This window comes from Flavitalea plasmicola (assembly GCF_030546645.1).
Taxonomy (GTDB): domain Bacteria; phylum Bacteroidota; class Bacteroidia; order Chitinophagales; family Chitinophagaceae; genus Puia.
In genome coordinates this window covers 231,411-250,458 of the sequence record NZ_JAUOTO010000001.1, presented here as the reverse complement: position 1 = coordinate 250,458, position 19,048 = coordinate 231,411, and the positions used below count along the sequence as shown (strand labels likewise).

Genomic DNA, 19,048 nt, shown 5'->3' with positions numbered 1-19,048 from the left:
CTCTTCTGACTATCAGAAGAGTTTTTTTTTGCCCATCACCGGCCGGGGTGAGCAAGAGAAAGTCTCTCTGATGATTTCTCTTGGTAAGTGGTGTCGCTGAACACAAATTATTCAACATCAAAAATTGTTTAATCATGGGAGCGACAACACAACTCATTCACAGTATTCCAGTAGATCCTCACACCGGCGCCATTTCAGTGCCGATTTACCAGACGTCCACCTTCGTACAGGAAGCACCCGGCGTGAACAAGGGCTATGACTATGCCCGGACAGGCAATCCGACCCGCACCGTATTGGAAAACCTCATCGCACAATTGGAAGGGGGGCATACAGGCGTGGCCTTCGGCAGCGGCCTGGCGGCCATCGATGCGGTGCTCAAGCTGCTGCAGTCAGGCGATGAGATCATTGCCGTAGACGATATTTACGGCGGCGCCTTTCGTCTTTTCGAGCAGGTGTACCGTAAGTTCGGCATCAACGTGACCTATGTGGACACGACCAACCCGGAACGCGTATTCAACGCCATCACGCCAAATACAAAGCTGATCTGGATCGAGACGCCGACCAATCCTACCTTAAAGATCACTGACATCGAAGCTATTGCGAAGATTGCCCGTGCCCACCGATGTTTACTTGCCGTGGATAACACTTTTGCTTCACCCGCCCTTCAAAAGCCTATTTCGCTGGGAGCTGATCTTGTGATCCACTCCGGCACCAAATACCTGGGTGGTCATAGCGATCTTATCGCTGGCCTGGTGGTGACAAAGGACAAAGAGCTGGGCGAGAAGATCAAATTTCTGCAGAATGCCAGCGGCGCCATCCTGAGTCCCTTTGACAGCTGGCTGCTGATCAGGGGTATCGAGACCCTGCATCTGCGGATCCGTCAGCATGGGGCCAGCGCCCGTGCGATTGCGGCTTTCCTGGAGCAGCATCCGGCCGTGGGAAAAGTATTCTATCCGGGCCTCCCTACGCACCCGGGACATGACATCGCTGCAAGACAATCGAAAGGCTTTGGAGGGATCGTTTCCTTTACCCTGAAAGACGATACGCAGGCAGCTGCCAAAGACTTCGTCACCTCCACAGGTCTCTTCAAACTGGCTGAAAGCCTGGGCGGTATCAAGAGCCTGGTCTCTCACCCGGCCACTATGACGCATAAGACCATACCTTCCGAGAAGAGAAAGGCGGCTGGTGTTGCCGACAGCCTGATCCGCCTGTCCACGGGACTGGAAGACACGGAAGACCTGCTGGAAGATCTTCGCCAGGCGCTGGATAAACTACTGACAAGAACACCGGCAGGACATGCCGTTCAGCCGGAGGGACGAGCAAAACAGCCGGTGGTAAAGGCAGCGGTTTCAGCGTAACGGCATCCGTTAAATTCGTCGGCTAATCTTTTACATCGTCAAAAAAAAATTATGAGCAAACATCATTTTGAAACCCTGCAGCTGCATGCCGGTCAGCAAATCGACCCCACCACCAAATCAAGGGCGGTGCCTATTTACCAGACCACCTCCTATGGCTTCGACAGTACGGAGCACGCAGCCAATCTATTCGGACTCAGGGTGTTCGGCAATCTCTACACCCGCGTCATGAACCCCACCACCGATGTATTTGAACAGCGCATCGCGGCATTGGAAGGGGGGGTGGCGGCATTGGCCACCAGTTCCGGTCAGGCGGCCCAGTTCCTGGCTCTGAACAATATCCTGCAGGCAGGAGACAATTTCGTCACCACCACTTATCTCTATGGCGGGACCTACAATCAGTTCAAAGTAGCTTTCAAACGCCTGGGCATTGACGCCCGTTTTGCGGACGGGGACGACCCGGAAAGCTTTGTAAAGCATATCGATAAAAATACAAAGGCCCTATACCTGGAGACCATCGGCAATCCCCGGCTGAATATACCTGACTTTGAAAAATTCGCTGCCCTGGCCAAAGAATATGACCTGCCACTGATCGTAGACAACACTTTCGGCACAGGCGGTTACCTGTTCCGTCCCATCGAATGGGGAGCCAACGTAGTGGTGGAATCCGCTACCAAATGGATTGGCGGCCATGGTACCTCCATCGGCGGTGTCATCGTGGACGCCGGTAATTATAACTGGGGTAACGGGAAGTTTCCGCAGTTCACAGAACCCTCCGAAGGCTACCACGGCCTGAAGTTCTGGGAGGTGTTCGGGGAAGGCAATCCGCTGGGACTGCCCAACATCGCCTTTGCCATCCGGGCAAGAGTAGAAGGGTTGCGTGATTTTGGCTCCTCCCAGAGTCCTTTCAACTCCTTCCTGCTCCTGCAAGGCCTGGAGACCCTCTCATTAAGAGTGCAGCGACATACGGAAAACGCCCTGGCCCTGGCACAGTGGCTCGAGCGGCATCCGCAGGTGGATTTCGTGGAATACCCCGGTCTGAAAAGCAGCCCCTACCATGCATTGGCGGCCAAATACCTAAAGAATGGCTTTGGCGGCATTCTCAATTTCGGGATCAAGGGCACCGGGTCAAAGGCGAAGGAAAACGCCAGCAAGTTCATCGACTCGGTGAAGCTGGCCAGCCACCTCGCCAATGTCGGAGACGCCAAAACACTGGTCATACATCCCGCCAGCACCACGCACGAACAGCTGAGCGAACAGGAGCAGATAGCCGCTGGTGTGCAGCCGAACCAGGTGCGTGTGAGCGTCGGCATCGAGCATATCGAAGACATCAAGGCTGACTTCGAACAGGCGTTTGAGCAGATAGCTGCAGGCCACAAGTTGCAAGCTACAAGTTGAGACCTTCGGTAGCTTCAGGCTGCAAGCTGCAAGCTTCAAGCTACAAGTCAGGCATACTTAAATCTTTAATGCTTAAATAGACGCTGCTTGCAGCCTGTGGCTTATATGAAGTTCACGTACAATCAACCCCTGCGGCTGGAGTCCGGCCTGGAGGTTCCGGCCTATCACCTGGAATATACGACGCATGGCATCCTGAACGAGGCCGGGGACAATGTCGTTTGGGTCTTTCATGCGCTGACTGCGAACAGTGATCCCGGAGAATGGTGGCCCGGACTGGTAGGCGCAGGCAGGCTGTTCGATCCTGCCGATTACTACGTTGTTTGCGTCAACATGCCGGGGAGCTGTTATGGCAGTCTCGGCCCCCTTGACAGGGATCCGCAGAACAACAGGCCCTACTATCATGACTTTCCTGTGTTCACCACCCGGGATATGATACGGGCCTATCAGCCGCTGCGGAAGTCGCTGGGTATCCGCAGGATCTTTATTGGCATCGGGGGAAGTATGGGCGGACAGCAGTTGCTGGAATGGGCTATTGAAGAGCCGGAGCTGTTCAGTCATATCATCGCCATTGCCACCAATGGCCGGCATTCGCCCTGGGGGATCGCTTTCAATACGGCTCAACGCATGGCTATCGAGGCGGATGGCAGCTGGCGGGAAAGGAAAGGATCAGCGGGAGCAGAAGGCATGAAGGCCGCAAGGGCGATGGCCTTATTGTCCTACAGGGACTATCAGGCGTATGATCAGCTGCAGATGCGGCGGGAGGAACAAAGGGCGGAAGGCTGGGGATGTCTGCATGGGGTTGGCCCCGGCATCCGGACCGGAGCCGCATCTTATCAGCGCTACCAGGGAGACAAACTGGCCAGGCGGTTTTCCGCATTCAGCTATTATGCGTTGAGCCTCAGCATGGATTCTCATGACGCCGGAAGAGGCCGGGGAGGACTGGCAGCTGCATTGGAGCGAATTAAAGCCAGGACGCTGGTGATCGGTATACAGTCAGACATTCTTTTTCCCCTCCAGGAACAGAAGACCCTGGCAGAGCTGATACCAGGCGCCCATCATGCAGTCATTTCTTCGCTGTATGGCCATGACGGGTTCCTGCTGGAGTACACACAAATAGAGCAGCTGATCAAAGACTTTCTGAAAGAAAGTCCCGCAGCTAAGAGAGCATTAATCAACCTTTAAATATATATGCAAGGAACCACCTCCACCTTACGAACGTTCAAAGACATCGACCGCACCCTGCTGCAAGGCATCCCGAACCCTTCCGGGCAAGCCTATGAGGTCAAGATAAAGATCCCCGAATTTACTTTCCTGGGAGTTAAGGAACAGCCGGACTTTGCCGTCATCTATCTCACTTTTTACCCCGGGAAAAAAGTCATCGAGCTTCGATCTTTAAAGCACTATGTTTTCCAGCTGCGGAATACCATCGTCTCCTACGAGCGGCTGATCAATATCATCTATGACGACCTCCTGGCCGTCTATGAGCCGGAAAGGCTCCGCCTCGTGATGGTCTGTAACCCAAGAGGAGGCATCAGCTCTAAGCTCACCATCGACTCCGATTGGAAGGCCAGGGGCGGCCCCGAAAAATTCAACGACTGGCAACGCATTGAGGATGAATGGGATGTATTGATGTAGGCCACTCAGAAAAACGCTCGGATTTGGTGTAAATTTCGGAACTTTGCGGACGCTTTCAGGATTAGCCGTCCGCTTCAAAACAAGGAAATAAAAAAATGGAAACTCATAAGCAGCTAACCATCGGGTTATTCGGATTTGGTGTCGTAGGTGAAGGTCTTTACAAAGTATTACAGCAAACGCCTTCTTTAAAAGCCTCTATCAAAAAAGTATGTATAAAAGATCCAGGGAAGAAAAGGGAAGCCCCTGCGGAGCTCTTCACTACAGATCGTGATGAATTGTTGAACGATCCTTCCATCAATGTCATCGTTGAAGTGATCAATGAATCAGGGCCCGCTTTTGAGATCGTCTCCACTGCATTGAAGAACGGCAAGTCCGTCGTCAGCGCCAGCAAGAAGATGATCGCGGAGCACATGCCGGAGCTCTTACAATTACAAAAAGAGACAGGAGAGTCTTTCCTGTATGAGTCCGCGGCCTGCGCTTCCATCCCTGTCATTCGGAACCTGGAAGAATATTATGACAATGACCTCCTGCATTCCATCAAGGCGATTGTCAACGGCAGCACGAATTTCATCCTCACCAAAATGTTCGAAGACAAGCTGGGCTTCCAGGAAGCATTATTGCTGGCTCAGCAGCTGGGCTTTGCCGAGAGCGATCCATCGCTGGACGTGGAAGGCTATGATGCGGCCAATAAATGGACCTTTCTGCTGACCCATGCCTACGGCATCATTGTGGCGACGAAGGACCTCGTGTTCAACGGCATCCAGCATGTACAGGCAGGTGATGCCGCCGTGGCAAGGGAAAAACATTATGACATCAAGCTGGTGGCCCAGGCCAAAAAGCTCGAGACGGGCAAAGTAGCCGCCTTCGTATTACCCCAGTTCGTCAAACAGGAAGATCACCTTTCTTTCGTAAAGAATGAATACAACGGTGTGGTGATAGAAAGCGGATTTGCCGACAAGCAATTCTTCTATGGCAAGGGCGCTGGCTCTTTTCCAACCGCCTCGGCCGTGCTGAGCGATCTGTCCGCCTTACGCTATCAATATAAATATGAATACAAGAAATTGTATCATCACAAGCCGCACGAGCTCACCAATGACTTTTTCGTGCGCGTATACGTGAGCTTCGACGACTGGAAGTATATCCCCCGGGAAAAGTTCGAATGGATCGAGGAATGGCATGCGGAGACAGACCGGAAATACCTGATCGGAGTGATCCATTTCCGTGAGCTTGAACTGAACAGTTGGTGGAAAGAGAACAACACGTCCCTGGTACTGACGCCGGAGCCCATCATCGAAGACGTGGAGATCCGCAAACTGAAGAAGAAGAGCCTGGAATTGGCGGGAATCGTGTGACACTTAGCTACGAGCTTCACGCTGCAAGCTACAAGTATAGTCTTAATAAGTCCTGGCTTGAGGCTTGTAGCTTGCAGCTTGAAGCTCATAAGGGGTTACCTTTAAATGAGTGTAAGGGAATGAGCATATATTCCCAATCTTTAAGGGGTGAGATGCGTTGCCCTGCGTTTTTTTCACCAAGTTTGATTTCCGAAAATTTGTTTAAGAAGGGGGCATTGACCCCTCCTGCTACCTGTCTCTCGTTAATAAGCTCTGGTTGGAACATGTATAGCAATAGAATGATCCTTAAATCATCAAATTGTCAAGATCATGTCAACCAATTCTACAGTATTGTTCTCGACTCCTGTTAAAGCCGCCTTTCCGGAAGAACTTTCTTCCGGGCTTTGCACTTCTCTTTTGCCCTCAGGGATCGAAAGAGGCGTTGCTTTTAAGGAGACGCCCGACAAAAAGCTTCGGGTTTCCGTGCGTCCTTTCTGTGTGTCTACCGATGTGTCCATCCTGTATAAATGGTTGAGCCAGGAGTATGGAGGGCCGCTGCTTGCCAGGACACAGCCTCCCGAGGAACTGGAAGAATCCTATGCCAGCATGATAGCGTCGGACTTCGCTCAGCCTTTTATGGCCCTGATAAACGATGTTCCTGTCTGCCAGGTGGATGTCTATAAAGCCCAGCAGGATGCCATCAGCCTGTATTACAATGTGCGTCCGGGCGACTATGGCATCCGGGTGTTGCCGGCGCCGCTGGCCATCCAGCAAAATATGGTCCTCGTTATCAGGACCTGCCTGGAATATTTTTTCTCTTTCCCCGAAGTCGGCAGGATCACAGCGGACGTCGATATAAAAAGCGAATGGGACAACACGCTATTCAGGCAAGCGGGTTTTCGCGCCTCTCAGAAGATCCAGCTGCCTTACAAGCACTCCATGCTGTATGTCTGCACCCGCAACAGCTTCCGACTGGCGGCTACGCATTGAAGGAAGCATTGTCCTTCTGATGGCGCCATAATTCATTGAAGACGGTACTATTATCGCGCAAGTATTCAAAACTCCCTTCGTCCACGATCCGGCCATGGTGAAGAATGTATACATAGTCAAACCTGCCCAGCAGGTGGAGCCGGTGCATCGAAGAAATAATGGCTTTGTCTGCAAAGGCCTTGAACAGCCCTTCATAGATCAGCGCTTCCGTACGCGGGTCCACGCTGCTGGTGGGTTCATCCAGCAGCACCAGGTCGCTGTCCCTCGCCGCAAGAATGCCCCTGGCAAGGGCCAGCCGCTGCTTTTGCCCCCCGGAAAGATTGACGCCTTTCTCCCGTATATCCGAGCCGAGTCCCTGCGGTAGTTGCCGGATGACCTCGGAAAAATAAGCGCTGTCGCATACCTGCATGATCTCCTCATCCGTGAAGGGGAGTCCCAATGTTACATTATACGCCAACGTATTCTCAAAGATCTCCGGCTCCTGGGGGAATAAGGTCACTGATTCATTCAAGGTTCCCAGCTCCGCCGGCTTCCCATCCACCGTCAATATCAAACCCGGCTGGGGAGAATAGAGCCCTCTCAGCAAGGACAACAGGGTGGATTTGCCGCTGCCGCTCTCTCCTATCAGCGCTATCCGCTGCCCACGTTGGATACGCAGATGCAAGTGATGGAGGCTTTGGGCATATTGTCCGGCGTCATATAATGGCTGATGGGAGAAATTCAGCCCTTCGATCTGTATCGTTTTCCAGTTCTCCGGCAATGATCCCGGCTGGTCAGGCCGGTGCTGCTCCTCATAGGCTTCGCTGATGCCGGCGGCGGTTTGCACGTAAGTATGGAACTGAACGATGTCCGTATATTGCCAGGCGATGTCCTGGAAAACACTGGTGAACTGGTTTACATAGGCCAGCAGCGTAGCCAGCCCCCCTACCAAGAACATCTTGCCGGGCGTCCAGTGCTGATAGATATATCCAAAGGCGATCAAGCCATAAATACAGACGATGAGCATTTCCGCGGTAAACCACTTCCACTCATTGATGACCGAGCTTCTGCGAAAAGGCGACAGGATGCCCCTCACTTTATTAAGCAGCCCTGTCTCCATGCTTTTCTCCAACCGGAGCGTTATGACCGTGATGATATTCGAAAGACTGTCGAAAAGGGTAGCGCTGACGACGTGCTCCCGCTCATTCACCTCGTCCAGCGCCTTGATAAAAGGCTTGTCGAAAGTGCGGATAATAAAAATGGTGAAGATCCCCATTCCCACGGCAATGCTGCCATACAAAGGCGAAAAATACAGGATAGCGATGACGGAAAATACGAATTTACCCAAGGCGTAAACATACATAAAGCCTCTGTCGAAGAATTCCCGCAGGGCCTCCCAGGCCTTCCGGATACGATTGATCGTGGCGCCGCTGTGATGGTCCTGGTGCCATTTCACGGGCAGATGCAGCAGCTGATGATATTTCTCCTGGAGGAAGTTGCGGCCGAGATGAAAGGCCAGCGTACGTTCCATGACCCTGGCGGGTCCGTGGAAGCACCATTGCAGGAGCTTCAGGCCAATGTAGCAGCCGACATAAATAAAAGTGTAACGCATCACATGCGTCGTATCCTGCTGCAGCTTACCGAGAAACCAGCCGAACAGGATGGGATTCATCGCATACATCAGGTTGGCGCCGATGAACATGGCATATACCGCAACGTATTTTTTTCTTTCCCTGCGGGCATAGCGCCAGGCGGTCTTCAGCAAGGATATATAAGGATTTGCCATTTACAGGGATTATATTACATTCAACGAAGCCACCATCAGCATATTATGGACCTCACAAAATTAAAGAAATATCTGGAGCACTACAGCCCATTGCCGGCAAAGGATTGGGAATTCTTTATTTCCCGCGTGCAACGCCGCACCTTTCGCAGAAAAAATTCGATTCTCGCGGCCGGCGTCATAGAGAACTATGTCAACTTCATAGACAGCGGCATCATCCGCTATTTCGTCCGGGAAGAAGAGAAGGACATCACTTTCGAGATCGCCTTCGAGCATTCTTTTGCGACGGCCTACGACTCCTTTCTCACACGAACTCCCGTGATATACGAGGCGGAAGCTCTGACCGACGTCGTCCTGTACAGCATCTGCTACGATGACCTCCAGGAGATGTATGCCCTCACCACCGTGGGCGATCGCATCGGCCGCAAAGCGGCCGAGGAATTATATATCCGGAAGAACAGGCGCCAGATGTCTTTTCTGAAGGATGACGCCGAACAAAGGTACCGGAGTCTCATGAACGACTATCCTCACCTGTTGCAGCACGTACCTTTGAAATATCTTGCCAGCTATATCGCCATTACGCCCCAGGCGCTCAGCAGGATCAGGCGCAGGATCTCCGGTGTGGGCTGACCACGGCAGAACTTAACCCAGGTTCATTGCCCCGGATAAGGCCGCGCACTACCTTTACCTCATGAAAGCCAATACCCCCAGCAAGACTGCTCAATACATGGCCCTTTACCGTGCCATGGAGACGAGAAGGCCAAAGAACCGGCGCCTTTTCACAGACCCTTACGCCATTCATTTTCTTGATTTCAGTCTGCGTCTCGCCTGCCGCGCGGCAGTCTTCCCGCCCGCCGAACATCTTCTTTATCGTTGCATCCAGCGCCGTATCCCCGGCGCTCTTGCCTCGGGCCTGGCCCGTACCTGTCTCATCGACGAATGGCTGGAAACCACCGTCAGCCGGGGCATACAGCAGCTCATCATCCTGGGCGCCGGCTTTGACACCCGCAGCCTGCGCCTGGACTACCTGCGTGCCCTGCCCGTCATTGAGATAGACCATCCCGACACCGCCCGTCGTAAATTGCAGGTCTTGGAACATCATGCGCCTACCCTTCCGGGAAATACCCGTTATCTATCCATTGATTTTGACCGGCAAAGCCTGGAAGACCTGTTCCGGCAGCAGCACGTGGACCTTTCCGTCCCGACGACCCTCATCTGGGAAGGCGTCACCAACTATCTGCGCAAAGAGGCCGTCGATGCCGTATTTGGGCTGGCGGCACAACTGCCCAAAGGCTCTTTCATCATCTTCACCTATGTCGACCGGAAAGTGCTGGAAGACCCCGCCGCCTTTTTCGGCGCGGAAAGATTATTGAATGACCTGGCTGCCATCGAAGAGCGATGGACTTTCGGCTTCCGGCCGGAAGAGCTGCCCACCTACCTGGCCGGCTTTGGAATGCGGCTGATAAAAGACACCGGCGCCGCTGACTACCGGCAGCGATACCTGCCGGAAAGAAAGAAAATATTAAAGGGGTATGAGTTTTATCGTGTGGCGATGGCGGGGATCAGCTGATAGCTGCAAGCTTCAAGCTGCAAGCTTCAAGCTGCAAGCTACAAGCCAGGACTTATTAGGAGCTTACTTGCAGCTTGAGGCTTGTCGCTTGTAGCTGTATTAAGTATTTCCCGCAGTATAGCATTCACCTCCCCCGCCCGCGTCATGATCACCAGGTGATCGCCTCGCCGGATCCGATGCGTAGGATGTGTAAGACGGATGGGGAATACGATATCCCGTGTACCATGAATGTGCCACAATGGCTGCGGCATCTCTTTATTCTCCCATTTCAATACGGCCTTCATCGCCCATTCCAGGAAGCGCGCATCCGACTCCCTGATCATCTGCCATATCAGCCGTTTGTCTGCCTTTGTTTCCCGGGTAAACCATCTTTTAGCCGAGGCCGCTCTTTTGAAGAAGGATCCCGGCAGCACTTTCAGCAGGCCGAGCGAGTGGCCCAGCGTATGATAATACCGGGGAAGATCCCGGGCCACGGGGATAGAGCCGATGATGATCGTCGCCACCGGCGGAAAAAGCTTGGCTATTTCCACGGCCATGATCCCGCCCAGCGATACGCCCGCCAGTATGAAAGGATGGGAAGTGTCTATCTGTGCGGCTAACCTGGACGCATATGCGGGGATCGGCTCGTCATCCTCCGGCCTGATCCATTCCACAAAATTCATTTGAAACCCTTCGGGAAGTAGTATATTCTTGAAGAGCCTCCAGTCTGCGCCCATGCCGCTGATGAAATAAACGTTCATTGTGCGCTTAAGATACTCAAATTTCTTTCACCTGCCAACTCCGTGAGCTCACCATATTTTCCACCAGGGCCTCGTCTGCCTGTCCATAGCCGCCAGCACAGCCGATTGGGGAGGCATTTTCGCGAATTTTTTAAAGGGTGTGTTGAACATCAGGTTACTTTCTTCCCCGGAAGAGATCTTAACGCCCAGGTGTCTTTTGGCCACCCCAAATGCAAATTCTTCCATCAGCTGATCTTCCGTCACCGCATGATGATCGTTCTGCCGCCGGCTTTCAAAAAAACGCTTGCCGTCAATGACCCTGGATGCCGCATAAATGGTCTCTTCTTCTTTGAGCCTGTCCCCATGCTCCAGGACAGGTCCGGATGCGACGATCCTTTTAAAACGAATTCGTTTGCCGTCTTTTACAAGAGAATATAAATGATAATTAACGCTGCTATGACAGGCCACCGTCAATACTTCGGAGCCTGGGAAAAGCGCGGAAAGCACCTGCTCATACTCAGCCAGGGTCACCGGGTCGTCCGTGACCTCCAGAGAGGTGGTCAGGAGATAATCTTCACATATGACGATGTTGTCATTATAGTACCCGATATTGACCGACCTGTCCCCCGGATAGATGCAGCTGTCCATGATCGTTGTCTCCCGGAATGCCAGATCGGAAAAGTCCAGATGCTTCAACAACACCTCTTCAGGCAGTAGCATGGATGGACGATGGATGGTGATCATCGAAGCTTTAAAACCCATGGTATGCATTTAGTGATTACTATAAGACGCACCTCTAATAGGAATGTTGCATCTGAACAGACGGGTTTTAGGTCAAAAATCAGGGTTTCGTCTTCGGGCATGAAATACCCTGCCGATATGGACTCCGCAACGGATATCCGGCAGCTTTCCTGAACTTAATGCCCACCCCCGCATATAGCTGGACCAGTTCCTGTTCCAGGCATGCTCGATCCCAAACCGGGCGCGCATGCCATTCCAACCATCCAGTATGGCCAGCGATTCGTTGTGAACAATCGTGTAAGCATGGGACGGAATATATTTTGATAGGGTGGTATCCTGGGCCCTTAGAACAGGACATAGCAGGATAAGGACATAGGCGGGGAGTAGCTTCATGATCGTCAGGATTAACAGGGCAAAACAAAATACAATAAAATATCTGCTCCCTTTTTGTAAAATACTGTTAAGACGATGAAGAAAAGACAGATGTTACAGGCGCTGCAAAAGATATAGTCAAAAAAATATTGGCGTTACTGTCAGGTTTTGCATAAATTTGTAACCGTTCTGTTACATATTTAACTACTAAATATTGACAATCATTTATTCAGCAAAATTCCAGGGAAATGAAGCAGGAACCTTTTGTCATTGAAAGAGTCTACCAGGCGTCGGTAGACCGGGTCTGGAGGGCCCTTACCAACAAAGATGAAATGAAGCAGTGGTATTTCGACCTTGCCGAGTTCAGGCCTGAAGTGGGGTTTGAATTCCAGTTCGAAGGCGGGCCCCAGGACCGCACCTATGTGCACTTCTGTAAGGTGACAGAAGTGGTAAAGGACAAAAAGCTGCAGTACAGCTGGGCGTACAAAGGCTATGAAGGCCAGTCTTTCGTCACTTTCGAGCTGTTCCCTGAAGGGGATAAGACAAGGCTGAAGCTGACCCATGAAGGGTTGGAAACCTTCCCCGACATCGCGGATTTCAAAAAAGAGAACTTTGCCGAAGGCTGGACTGCGATCATTGGGAAGCACTTAGCCAAATATCTGGGTCAACCCGTCTGAAGCTACAAGCTGCAAGCTTCAAGCCACAAGTGCATGTTGTGATAAATCCAGGCTTGCAGCTTGTAGCTGGCCACTTGAAGCTGATAATTGTCCCGATCTGCCGCTTAATATGTCACAATTCCCCCCTATCGTTACGGGGAAGGAACACTAAGTTTGTAATGCCTCGTGCAATAAAATTTTACATGCATGGTAGAAGTATTTAAGACCAATGTAAAAGAGCGAATGCATGCAAACATGCTGATCGAACAGATCCATAAGGTCTTTATGGGCTATAAGGCCAACTTTGACCTGGATGATTGCGACAGGATCCTGCGGGTGAAATCCATGATGGGGCCTGTCGAATCATATCGCCTGATCCGCCTGCTGGAGGAGCTGGGCTTCAAGGCAGAGATCCTTCCGGATACAGTCGTCCGGTGATATCGTATATTTGTACCATGTCCCGACAGGAAGAAATTAAGACCGCCTTCTTTATGCTGGTGGATCAGCATATGGATGACCTCCTGCATGGCCGCTGCGGGCGCCGGTATTCCGCCAGTGATTTCGCCAGGCTGCTGTTCATCCATCCCAGGCACCTCACCGACACAATAAAGCTCACCACAGGCAAATCGCCCTGCGATGTCATGGAGGAACGCTTCATGGCGGAGGCCCACAGGATGTTGAGCGAAACCACGCTGTCCATAGCGGATATAGGGGGAAAGCTGGGTTGGAACGACCCCTCTAATTTCACCAAATTCTTCCGGCACATGTCCGGCATCACCCCCATGCAATTCCGAAAGAACATTGCTGCAGTGAGGGTCTGAGAATCTGAAGTCTTAACCATTTTTCAGCGCCCAACCCTGTCTATCTTTGTCCTGTCATTTAAAAAATCCAACAACATATGGCACAGACAAACAAAATAGCCCTGGTCACCGGTGGTAGCCGGGGGTTAGGAAAGGACATGGCGCTCAACATCGCTAAAAAGGGGCTCGACGTATTACTGACGTATCACAGCAAAAAAGAAGAGGCGCAGGCCGTGGTCAGCGAGATCCAAAAGCTGGGTCGCAAAGCAGCCGCCCTCCAGCTGAATACCAGCGATCTCAAGGCCTTCGATGGCTTCTTCAAGGAAGTCAGGAGCACCCTGAATACCGTATTCGGAGCAGAAAAGATCGATTTCCTCGTCAATAATGCCGGCACCGGGGTACACGCCTCATTTGCCGAAACCACGGAAGAACAGTTTGACGAGATGCTGAACATCCATTTCAAAGGCGTATTCTTTCTTACCCAGAAAGCATTACCCCTGATCCCGGATGGCGGCGGGATCATCAATATCTCCACTGGACTTGCCCGCTTCAGCACACCGGGATATGCCGTCTATGCATCCATGAAGGGCGCCATGGAAACCCTTACCAAATACCAGGCTAAAGAACTGGGATCGAGAGGTATACGGGTGAATATCGTCGCGCCGGGCGCTATCGAGACCGACTTTGGAGGCGCCGTGGTACGGGACAATGCCCAGGTGAATGCAGCGCTTGCTTCCAACACCGCCTTGAAAAGGGTGGGACGTCCCGACGACATAGGCGGCGTTGTAGCCTTCCTTTGCACCGAAGACGCTAAATGGATCACCGCCCAACGCATCGAAGCTTCCGGCGGCATGTTCCTGTAAGCTTATTCCTGCTTCGGCCTGAAAAGGATCATAAAGATCTCGCCTGGCTCGGTAGGCCTGTCGTACACTGTAGTAGGGGGCAGCGACGCTGTTTGCAGGTTTGCCGCCGGGGACAGGACGGGAGCCGGGATATTCTCCACGTAGTAAAAGCGATTCGGGTTGTCGCCGGTGGCGGGACGTATCTTTTCGTCAAAATCCGGAGCGACCTTATCCGTCACCCGCAACCGCAGATTGCCACCCAGCGTGGAACGTATCACCAGCTTGGCAGGAAGGCCATTTTTCCATTCCAAAAATGCCACTTCAAATCCTCCCCGGGCACGGATCCCGGCAATACTTCCGGAGGGCCAGGCGCCAGGAAGCGCTGGCAACAGCTGCATAGCCCCATCCTGGCTTTGCAGGAGCATTTCCGTAATGCCGGAAGTGCAGCCGAAATTACCGTCTATCTGGAAAGGGGGATGTGCATCGAACAAGTTCGGGTAGGTGCCGCCCCCTTCCCGATGGGTGCCCACGGGAGAAAGCTGGTTCCTGATCAGCTGAAGGGCATGGTCCCCGTCGCCGAAACGGGCCCACCAATTGACCTTCCATCCCATGGACCAGCCGGTGGATATATCGCCCCTTTCCAAAATAGTGGTATGGGCCGCCGCAAATAATTCGGGTGTGCGATAAGGTGAAATCTGAGCGGAAGGAAACAGGCCGTAAAGATGGGAAATATGCCGGTGATGATCTTCCGGGTTGTCAAGGTCCTCCAGCCATTCCTGCAGTTGGCCGTACTTCCCGACGTGCATGGGCGGGAGACGCTGGCGGACGGCCAGCAATGTATCCGTAAAGAGGCTGTCCGTACGCAGGACGCGTGCTGCCCTGGCGGCCGCGCTCAGGACATCGAATGCGATCTGGTTATCCATCGTAGCACCGGCGGCAAAAGATACCCCAGGCCGCACCGATGGGGCATTCTCAGGGGAAGTGCCCGGATTATTCACCAGCCAGTGATGGGAAGGTTCCTCCACCAGATGGTCCACGAAGAACAGGGCGGCGCCTTTCAGCACCGGGTAAACGCTGCGCAGGTAGGCCGTATCCCCGTTGTACAGGTACTTCTCCCAGGTGTGCAACGAAAGCCAGGCTCCTCCCATGGACCAGACGGCCCAGAATATATCATCAACGGGGCCCGTGATGCGCCAGAGGTCCGTATTATGATGGGCCATCCAACCCCTTGCCCCGTACATCACCCGCGCCGTCTCCTGTCCCGTCACGGACAGCTCCTGCACCATCCGGATCAGCGGCTCGTGCATTTCCGGCAGGTTATCCTTTTCCGCAGGCCAATAGTTCATCTCCGTATTGATATTGATGGTATATTTTGAGTCCCAGGGCGCATCCATCCTGTCATTCCAGATCCCCTGCAGGTTGGCAGGCTGTCCCCCCGGCTGGGAGGAAGAGATGAGCAGATAGCGACCGTACTGGAAGTACAACGCCACGAACCCGGCATCATTACCCGTCCGGAAATTGCGCAGCCGCACATCGGTCGGCAGCTGAACACTGCCGTCGCCCAGCTTCAGGCTCACCCGGTTGAAATATTGCTGATACGCCTGTACATGCTCATCCAGCATCCGGCCATATGGTCTTTTAACCGCAACGTTCAATGTTCTCCTGCAAAGCTTCTTCGCATTAGCGCTCACGTCACGATAGTTGACGAAGCTGGTGCCGATGGAGAGATAGAGGGTGACATTATTTGCTTTGCTGACGGTGAGTACACTGTCTCCCGCCTTCACCCTGCCCCCCTCATTGACGACCTTCACGGCCGTGAAGAATTTCACACCTCCCGGCACGCCTTCATGGCCGCCGGTGATCCCCGCAAGATCAAGCTCTTTCCGGCCAGCCGTACGCTGTGTCGCCTGGTGCGCAGTGTTCATGTGCACCGTAAATGACAGGGCAGCCGGCTTATCAGCGCTAAGCCTTATCACCATGACCCCATCCTTCAATGAAGTGAACGCCCTACGGGTGAAGGTCGTGCCTCCAACTTTATAGGTAGTAAGCGTAGTGGCCGTGGAGAGATCCAGCTCCCGGCGGTAATCCGAATAAGCATCATGTCCGGGGAAGGAGAGCAATAGATTACCCACTGGCTGAAAGATCTGGCCATTCGATCGCCGTGTTTGCATCTTTTCCCTTGCCAGCTCCTGGGCCTCTTTTTCCTTCCCGTCGAAGATAAGCCGGCGGATCTCCGGCAATGCCTGCAACGCATCGGGATTATCGTTGCGATTGGGGCTGCCCGTCCAGACGGTGGATTCGTTGAGCTGGATACGCTCTTCCGCAGGATTGCCAAACACCATTGCGCCGATGCGACCATTGCCCAAAGGCAATGCATTTACCCATTTATCTCCGGCAGGCTCCAGGTACCACAGCTTCATCAGCGAGTCCTGGGCATGGAGTGCAAATGGCAATAGGAACAAGAGGATGACGGGAAGCGATTTACTCACGTTCATATTTGTCCTTTTAAGGAGTTCATGGATCTGCGATCTCATTGGCGACATGTTTAACAGGTACGAATGTATATTTTTTTATCTTTAGCCGCTCAATATGCCCTGGCTAAACAATATCATTGTTCTGCTGATACTACTCGCAGGCGCTGCCTTCAGCATCGGGCGTAAAAAACTCACCGTGCCAGCAACCCTCGCCGGCGCCGCTGCTGGCTGGCTGGTCTATGCCGGAGGTGGTTATACGGGACTGGTAATGCTGACCAGCTTCTTCATCATGGGAACCGTAGCCACCAGCTGGGGCAAAAAGGTAAAAGGCGCTGCCGCACAGATGACACGCACGATGTCACAGGTGCTCGCCAATGGAGGAGTGGCGGCCCTGGCGGGCCTGGGCATCATCTTCTTCCCCGCCTGTCGCCACCCGCTGGAGCTTGCCATGGCAGGCAGCCTCGCCTCTGCAACGGCGGATACGCTCAGCTCCGAACTGGGAATGATCTATGGCCGCAGGTGTTATAATATCCTTACCTGGAAGCCCGACCAGCGGGGCCTGGACGGTGTCGTCAGCATCGAAGGGCTCATCATCGGCATCGCGGGGTCCGCCGTCATTGCCCTGCTCTATGCGGTCAGTCATGGATGGCATACCAGCGGCTGGATCATCATTTTATCCGGCACCACCGGCAACCTGGCCGACTCTCTCCTGGGCGCCACCCTGGAGCGAAAAGGCTTCATCGGCAATGATATGGTGAATTTTCTCAATACACTGGTGGCCGGAGTGCTGGCTGCTGCGCTGGCTGCTCTATGCTGATCACGATAAAATAAGAGGCGAAAAATTTGCAGATACATCTAATTCTTATGTATCTTTATCTTATGCTTTTGTCCCGGAACCGGTTTTTCCTTTTATTGCTCGGACTATTCGTCGCACCGATCATAGCCTCCAACGGCTGCTGGCTGGTCCGGAGTGAAAAAGCCATGGGCCGGATGTGCTTCACCGGCCACACGCTGACGCCATTGGGCACCAGCTCCCATCCTGTGATCCGCTTCAAAGCAGGCAGGGACAGCCTCTTCTTCAACGGGCCCAGTAATATGAGCTTTCCTTCTGGCGGATTGGTGCCCGTACGCTTTCAGAAAGATGCCCCCAGGGATGCGCGCATCGACACTTTCATCGCCATATGGGGGGACACCATGGCCTGGTCGCTATTCCCTACGCTGGTCATCCTGGTGCTTTATTTTACGCCTGAATGCCTGAGCCCTCTGATCCCCAGGGCATCGCAAATCCGCATCGATAGCAAAAAACCTTTCCTACACATCATAAAACCATAGCCCCCCTGCCCATTTTATACCCGTAAAAAAAAAACGATGAACCTCGAAAAAGTAATGAACACGGTGTATTCATTCGCCGCGGCAGTAGTGATCTTCGGCGCCTGGGCCAAGCTGGAGCACAAGGAATACGGCAGCCTGGCCCTGACAGCAGGACTGTTGACAGAAGTAGCCATCTTCTTTCTGTATGGTATCCTGGAGTGGCGCAGCCGTCCCGAAGGCGCTCAACAGACCGTCGTCCTGCCGAAAGCGCCGGTTCAGCATGCAGACCGCGTAGAGCTGCCGGGGACCCCGCCGGAGGCAGTCCATCTTCAGGCAGAAGAGCTCACCAGCACCCTGAAGCAAACCAACCGGATCCTGAACAAGGTGTTCAGGACCGATTGATCCATCTCCTCCTTACCGGAAGACCTACGCCCTGTCCCAGAAAGCAGGCGGTTCGATGCCCAGACTGCGGAGATACACATAGATCTGGCCCCGGTGGTGGATCTCATTGTCGATGAAGTACAGCAGCTGCGCGTAAACCGTACCCTCATACGCATTGAAGACCTTGGTCGTCTCCCTGAACCGGCGAGCAGGTATCTGCGGCCACAGTGTATCGATCTCTGCCGTCGTTTTGTCCCAGCGGCGAAGGATCTCTTCCTTGCTGTGTTTGGCGGCACCGGGAAGGTTGTGTTCCGTTTCCGAAAAGTTCTTCCACTCATTTGTCAAAATGCCCCGGACGCCGGGAGCGGCCATGTCCAATAGTTCCAGCGCCAGCTCGGAGCAACTGCGCATGCCGCCTATGGAATAAGTTTCAAACTTGTCCGCCGGAAAAGCTTCGATGAGCTTACGGGTCAGACGGCGATGGCCCTGCCAATGCTGCAGCAGCTCGTCGGATGTAATGATCGTATTGTCTGTGATAGTCTCTCCGGACAAGATCGACTTTTCAGTAGCGATAATCTGTTCCTTTGTCATGATTGGAAGTTTTGTTGTTGATACAAAGGAACGACCGGGTACTGTCAGCCCTATGTCAGCAGCATTTCCGCCCCGCGAAAAAACGGACAGGGCCTGTTGCGAAAACGTACGATCCCGTCG

General features: G+C 53.1%; 21 protein-coding genes. 15 read left to right on the top strand and 6 right to left on the bottom strand.

Annotated elements, in window-relative coordinates:
* The first annotated feature begins 134 nt into the window (after positions 1-134).
* The 6 genes from Q4E93_RS00985 to Q4E93_RS00960 all read left to right on the top strand — a co-directional run bounded on the left by Q4E93_RS00985 (position 135) and on the right by Q4E93_RS00960 (position 6,709).
* On the top strand, positions 135-1,358 hold the full coding sequence (locus Q4E93_RS00985; protein WP_303582211.1) for a trans-sulfuration enzyme family protein: 1,224 nt from the start codon (positions 135-137) through the stop codon (positions 1,356-1,358).
* A gap of 51 nt (positions 1,359-1,409) precedes the next feature.
* Positions 1,410-2,753 (top strand): O-acetylhomoserine aminocarboxypropyltransferase/cysteine synthase family protein, encoded by a 1,344-nt coding sequence (locus Q4E93_RS00980; protein WP_303582210.1) that lies wholly within the window; start codon positions 1,410-1,412, stop codon positions 2,751-2,753.
* A 96-nt stretch (positions 2,754-2,849) separates the two neighbouring features.
* Positions 2,850-3,935: a homoserine O-acetyltransferase family protein gene (locus Q4E93_RS00975; RefSeq protein WP_303583226.1), complete on the top strand. Its 1,086-nt coding sequence runs from the start codon at positions 2,850-2,852 to the stop codon at positions 3,933-3,935.
* 6 nt (positions 3,936-3,941) lie between these two features.
* Complete coding sequence (gene queF, locus Q4E93_RS00970) at positions 3,942-4,388, top strand: preQ(1) synthase (RefSeq protein WP_303582209.1); 447 nt, start codon at positions 3,942-3,944, stop codon at positions 4,386-4,388.
* A 95-nt stretch (positions 4,389-4,483) separates the two neighbouring features.
* A complete protein-coding gene (locus tag Q4E93_RS00965) occupies positions 4,484-5,740 on the top strand; it encodes a homoserine dehydrogenase (protein WP_303582208.1) in 1,257 nt (418 codons plus the stop codon).
* A 309-nt stretch (positions 5,741-6,049) separates the two neighbouring features.
* On the top strand, positions 6,050-6,709 hold the full coding sequence (locus Q4E93_RS00960; protein WP_303582207.1) for a GNAT family N-acetyltransferase: 660 nt from the start codon (positions 6,050-6,052) through the stop codon (positions 6,707-6,709).
* On the opposite strand, the gene Q4E93_RS00955 is transcribed toward Q4E93_RS00960, so the two are convergent.
* Complete coding sequence (locus tag Q4E93_RS00955; RefSeq protein ID WP_303582206.1) at positions 6,699-8,474, bottom strand: ABC transporter ATP-binding protein; 1,776 nt, start codon at positions 8,472-8,474, stop codon at positions 6,699-6,701. The genes Q4E93_RS00960 and Q4E93_RS00955 overlap by 11 nt on opposite strands.
* A gap of 45 nt (positions 8,475-8,519) precedes the next feature.
* On the opposite strand from Q4E93_RS00955, the gene Q4E93_RS00950 reads away from it, so the two are divergent.
* Positions 8,520-9,101: a Crp/Fnr family transcriptional regulator gene (locus Q4E93_RS00950; RefSeq protein ID WP_303582205.1), complete on the top strand. Its 582-nt coding sequence runs from the start codon at positions 8,520-8,522 to the stop codon at positions 9,099-9,101.
* Between the two features lie 61 nt (positions 9,102-9,162).
* Positions 9,163-10,041, top strand: coding sequence for a class I SAM-dependent methyltransferase (locus tag Q4E93_RS00945; RefSeq protein ID WP_303582204.1), 879 nt, complete (start codon positions 9,163-9,165; stop codon positions 10,039-10,041).
* 38 nt (positions 10,042-10,079) lie between these two features.
* Here Q4E93_RS00945 and Q4E93_RS00940 read toward each other — a convergent pair whose 3' ends face one another.
* The 3 genes from Q4E93_RS00940 to Q4E93_RS00930 form a co-directional block, all read right to left on the bottom strand.
* The gene (locus Q4E93_RS00940) at positions 10,080-10,781 is read right to left on the bottom strand and encodes an alpha/beta fold hydrolase (protein WP_303582203.1); all 702 of its coding nucleotides are present in this window, start codon (positions 10,779-10,781) and stop codon (positions 10,080-10,082) included.
* A gap of 48 nt (positions 10,782-10,829) precedes the next feature.
* A complete protein-coding gene (locus tag Q4E93_RS00935) occupies positions 10,830-11,522 on the bottom strand; it encodes a hypothetical protein (protein ID WP_303582202.1) in 693 nt (230 codons plus the stop codon).
* A gap of 72 nt (positions 11,523-11,594) precedes the next feature.
* The gene (locus Q4E93_RS00930; RefSeq protein WP_303582201.1) at positions 11,595-11,894 is read right to left on the bottom strand and encodes a hypothetical protein; all 300 of its coding nucleotides are present in this window, start codon (positions 11,892-11,894) and stop codon (positions 11,595-11,597) included.
* A 227-nt stretch (positions 11,895-12,121) separates the two neighbouring features.
* On the opposite strand from Q4E93_RS00930, the gene Q4E93_RS00925 reads away from it, so the two are divergent.
* The 4 genes from Q4E93_RS00925 to Q4E93_RS00910 all read left to right on the top strand — a co-directional run bounded on the left by Q4E93_RS00925 (position 12,122) and on the right by Q4E93_RS00910 (position 14,192).
* The gene (locus Q4E93_RS00925; protein ID WP_303582200.1) at positions 12,122-12,550 is read left to right on the top strand and encodes an SRPBCC family protein; all 429 of its coding nucleotides are present in this window, start codon (positions 12,122-12,124) and stop codon (positions 12,548-12,550) included.
* Positions 12,551-12,736: 186 nt separating this feature from the next.
* Entirely contained in the window at positions 12,737-12,967 is a 231-nt protein-coding gene (locus Q4E93_RS00920; RefSeq protein WP_303582199.1) for a hypothetical protein, read from the top strand.
* Positions 12,968-12,984: 17 nt separating this feature from the next.
* Complete coding sequence (locus Q4E93_RS00915) at positions 12,985-13,350, top strand: helix-turn-helix domain-containing protein (RefSeq protein ID WP_303582198.1); 366 nt, start codon at positions 12,985-12,987, stop codon at positions 13,348-13,350.
* Positions 13,351-13,427: 77 nt separating this feature from the next.
* Positions 13,428-14,192 (top strand): SDR family NAD(P)-dependent oxidoreductase, encoded by a 765-nt coding sequence (locus Q4E93_RS00910; RefSeq protein ID WP_303582197.1) that lies wholly within the window; start codon positions 13,428-13,430, stop codon positions 14,190-14,192.
* A gap of 2 nt (positions 14,193-14,194) precedes the next feature.
* Here the strand turns inward: Q4E93_RS00910 and Q4E93_RS00905 are convergent, their stop codons facing one another.
* Positions 14,195-16,666, bottom strand: a complete 2,472-nt coding sequence (locus Q4E93_RS00905) for a glycoside hydrolase family 95 protein (RefSeq protein WP_303582196.1) — start codon at positions 16,664-16,666, stop codon at positions 14,195-14,197.
* 94 nt (positions 16,667-16,760) lie between these two features.
* Between Q4E93_RS00905 and Q4E93_RS00900 the strand changes: the two genes are divergently transcribed.
* The 3 genes from Q4E93_RS00900 to Q4E93_RS00890 are packed head-to-tail and all read left to right on the top strand — an operon-like array spanning position 16,761 to position 18,358.
* A complete protein-coding gene (locus tag Q4E93_RS00900) occupies positions 16,761-17,462 on the top strand; it encodes a DUF92 domain-containing protein (RefSeq protein WP_303582195.1) in 702 nt (233 codons plus the stop codon).
* A 47-nt stretch (positions 17,463-17,509) separates the two neighbouring features.
* Complete coding sequence (locus Q4E93_RS00895) at positions 17,510-17,977, top strand: hypothetical protein (protein ID WP_303582194.1); 468 nt, start codon at positions 17,510-17,512, stop codon at positions 17,975-17,977.
* A gap of 36 nt (positions 17,978-18,013) precedes the next feature.
* Positions 18,014-18,358: a GldL-related protein gene (locus tag Q4E93_RS00890; RefSeq protein ID WP_303582193.1), complete on the top strand. Its 345-nt coding sequence runs from the start codon at positions 18,014-18,016 to the stop codon at positions 18,356-18,358.
* A gap of 24 nt (positions 18,359-18,382) precedes the next feature.
* On the opposite strand, the gene Q4E93_RS00885 is transcribed toward Q4E93_RS00890, so the two are convergent.
* A complete protein-coding gene (locus Q4E93_RS00885; RefSeq protein WP_303582192.1) occupies positions 18,383-18,928 on the bottom strand; it encodes a DinB family protein in 546 nt (181 codons plus the stop codon).
* Between the last annotated feature and the right edge of the window lie 120 nt (positions 18,929-19,048).